Origin of the sequence: Microvirga rosea (assembly GCF_020595095.1) — a bacterium.
Lineage (GTDB): Bacteria > Pseudomonadota > Alphaproteobacteria > Rhizobiales > Beijerinckiaceae > Microvirga > Microvirga rosea.
In genome coordinates, this window is sequence record NZ_JAJDOP010000032.1 from 1 (window position 1) to 3,060 (window position 3,060).

The window sequence follows — 3,060 nt, forward strand, 5'->3', positions numbered from 1 at the left end:
CAGTACCCCTCGGCGCCAAGCTGCTGAAGGTCACGCCCAAGGCCGTCGACCTGATGCTGGCCCAGCTCGGCGGCGCCCGCCCGCGCGAGCTCACCGGCCGCACCCGCTACCGCGCCTGGGGCATCGTATAAGCGCGCCTCAACGTGTCTTAGGGCGGGTTAGACAACAGGGACGTTCGCCAAGGCGCTCACTGCGCAAGATCCCGGCGCGATCATTTACTCCGTTTCCTTTGTCGAATGATTTCCAGAGCCTTCTCTGGCCTATTCCGATCAGGGCCAGATCGTGGCTCGTGATGCACAAATGTGGTTGAAGTCTCCGAAGCGCCTCTCCAAGAGACAGCCGCGCGACCGCAAAGGCGCAATTTGCGATGGCAACCGTTCGAAGCCTTCGTTGAACTCCATCAAAACAAGTCCACAAAACGGTCGGATTTGAGACCCCCGTCTGGCCCCCCGTTACTCCATCTCTCGATAACGCTCGATCAAAAACTGGTAACACTTTTCAGGACAATGCTCTTTTGCAACAGATAGCCCGTTGCGGACTGCATGAGGACGCGCAATGCCGAGTGTCCTTTATCCTGGATGCACCGGAGCTGCTCGGTCCATCGATCTCTCGATTGCAAACTACCGCAACCTCAACGACTCCTTGAGGCGCTCTCACCCCGCGCACGCGCAGCTCAAAATTGCTGTGTCCGGGTTAACCGATGCAAAAATCGGTGAAGTGCAGCATCCACCGGGTGAGAAAACACCTTTGACTTGAACTGTGCAACGCCGGACCGGAATATAGTAACTTCCGAATGGAACCTTGACACGTCTCGCTAAGGGTTCGACACGTCCGAACAAGACATTGACACGTTTGACTCAATCTTTGTAACGCCGGGATCGAACAGTGACACGTTCGAACATAGATCATTATGATCTGGCGTCAGGTTATTTTGAGTTGCCGGCAGGTCATCGTGATCTACCGCGAAAGCTACAAGTAAAAACCTGCAACACTCGAGGATTTTTTGAGTTCCAGCCGAATAAGCCTCTGACTTTTAATCAGAGGGTCCTGGGTTTGAGTCCCAGCGCGCTCACCATATATCTCAGAGACTTAGCGCAGATACCGGCAGCGCTAAGAAGCGTTATAGTACCACCAAGGTACCACGTCGAACCGTAAAGTTTCTGCCTGACATCGTAGGGCGTACAAGCCAGGTTCTCCGCACACAAGAAGCTCGACGATTTGCTTATGCATATGTACGCTCCTCAGTGGGAGGCGTGCTATGGGCTGCAACGCGTGGAATCACTCTGCGAGCTGCAACTGCGGGTGGGGCGGCGATACAGGCGGAGGAGGGACCAGAGGTGGCTTCCGGGCTATTCCTGTCCCAACAGGTCTGGAATGGCGAACCGCCCGGAATCATGCGACCTACACTACTCCAAACGCCCGCTGTCCAGTCTGCGATGCTGTTGTATTCTTCTGCCAGTTCTCTAATGGTGGGCGCGTCTTCTTCGATGATTTGGGGCCCCCGTGGCCGAAGCATCCTTGCACCGACCGATGGATCCGCGGGGGAATGCGCCAACCGGTAATGCCGCCGCTGCATCCCCAGCCTGAGCCCCCAGCACGCCTTCTTCGTCGTGATGAGTGGCGACCGTTCTTGCCAGAGAAGTCTGGCGATGGAGATGGCCCTGCCCGCCGCGTCATAATGCCAAAGATCGAGCGCTTTCCGGGTAAGTTCCTACAAGTACCAGCAGAGGTATTGCACGGGCCAGCGCGGTGGCGCTGGCTCCTCGGCGACGCCGACTGCATCGAGATCTCCCGACCGGTAGTTGAGCCGAACGGCTCTATAACAGAGTTGACAGTCACCGTACCGGCCTGGACGCGGACCGATGAGTGCGTCGAGGCCGCCGCAAAAGGTGAACCGCTCTCTGCAGACACCCTGAATTCCATCGGCTTCGCACTCTCTTTCGCATGGCGTGTGAAGGACTATCCCGACTGGATCAAGTTCCCAGGTGTCGACTTCGGGTTAGCTCGGAGATATTTCGAACGAGCGGTTGACGTAGACCCCTCGTATTGGCCCGCAATCAACAACCTTGCCGTGATGGCCCGCGACGGCCTCGGTTGCGACCCAGATCCCACTATGGCGGCTGCGCTCTTCCACCGTGCGGCGCAGAGCTTAGAACTGACACCGCTACACCACCTGGTGAATCTCTATCGTACGGGTGCCGTCGAAATGGACCCTGACTTCCTCACCTTCCTAGAAGAACTTATCACTGTTAGGGACGAGGAGGAACGAGATGCCGCGTGAGCAGTGAACGGTCTCCAGTCAAAAAGGGCAGCTCGTCGGCCTTCCACAGGTTACCCTCGTACTCTGCGGCTTTGCCCTGTTCGGGACCAGCTTAGGCAGAATCATACCGACGCACTTGCTCGCCTTGCCCGCATGGGCCGTCGACACGATCCTTCCAGTCAGTCGCCTTAATCTTAACGATTGGTTTAAGTGCCTAAACGCTTGTTCATCTCGAAAGGGGTTGACCCGGTTCCGCGTCGCTCTTACTCCGGGCAGGAAACGCAAAAGATTGAAGGCGCAAGGCTCATGAACGCTCCGGTGAACCCCAAGAAGCTCATCAAAGGTGCGACAGGCGATTGGGAAATCGTCATCGGCATGGAAATCCATGCCCAGGTGACCAGCCAAGCGAAGCTGTTCTCCGGCGCATCCACGGCCTTCGGCGGCGACCCGAACAGCCACGTTTCCCTGGTGGACGCCGCCATGCCCGGGATGCTGCCGGTCATCAACGAGGAATGCGTGCGCCAAGCGATCCGCACGGGCCTCGGCCTGAAGGCGCAGATCAACCTCAAGAGCACGTTCGACCGGAAGAACTATTTTTATCCGGACTTGCCCCAGGGCTACCAGATCAGCCAGTACAAGAGCCCGATCGTCGGCGAAGGACAGGTGATCGTGGACGTGCCGGAGACCGGCGAAACGATCACGGTGGGCGTCGAGCGTCTCCATCTCGAGCAGGATGCCGGCAAGTCCATCCACGACCTGCACCCCACCATGAGCTTCGTCGATCTCAACCGCTCGGGGGT

General features: G+C 57.7%; 2 protein-coding genes and 1 pseudogene. All 3 read left to right on the plus strand.

What is annotated here, in order from left to right; translation table 11 throughout:
• A partial coding sequence (locus LJD17_RS23890) for a helix-turn-helix domain-containing protein (protein WP_264478509.1) occupies nt 1-131 on the plus strand: 131 nt, incomplete at its 5' end.
• Nucleotides 132-1,630: 1,499 nt separating this feature from the next.
• Entirely contained in the window at nt 1,631-2,281 is a 651-nt protein-coding gene (locus LJD17_RS23895) for an SEL1-like repeat protein (RefSeq protein ID WP_227386751.1), read from the plus strand.
• A 285-nt stretch (nt 2,282-2,566) separates the two neighbouring features.
• Nucleotides 2,567-3,060 (plus strand): annotated as a pseudogene (gatB, locus tag LJD17_RS23900) (Asp-tRNA(Asn)/Glu-tRNA(Gln) amidotransferase subunit GatB); the annotation flags it as partial.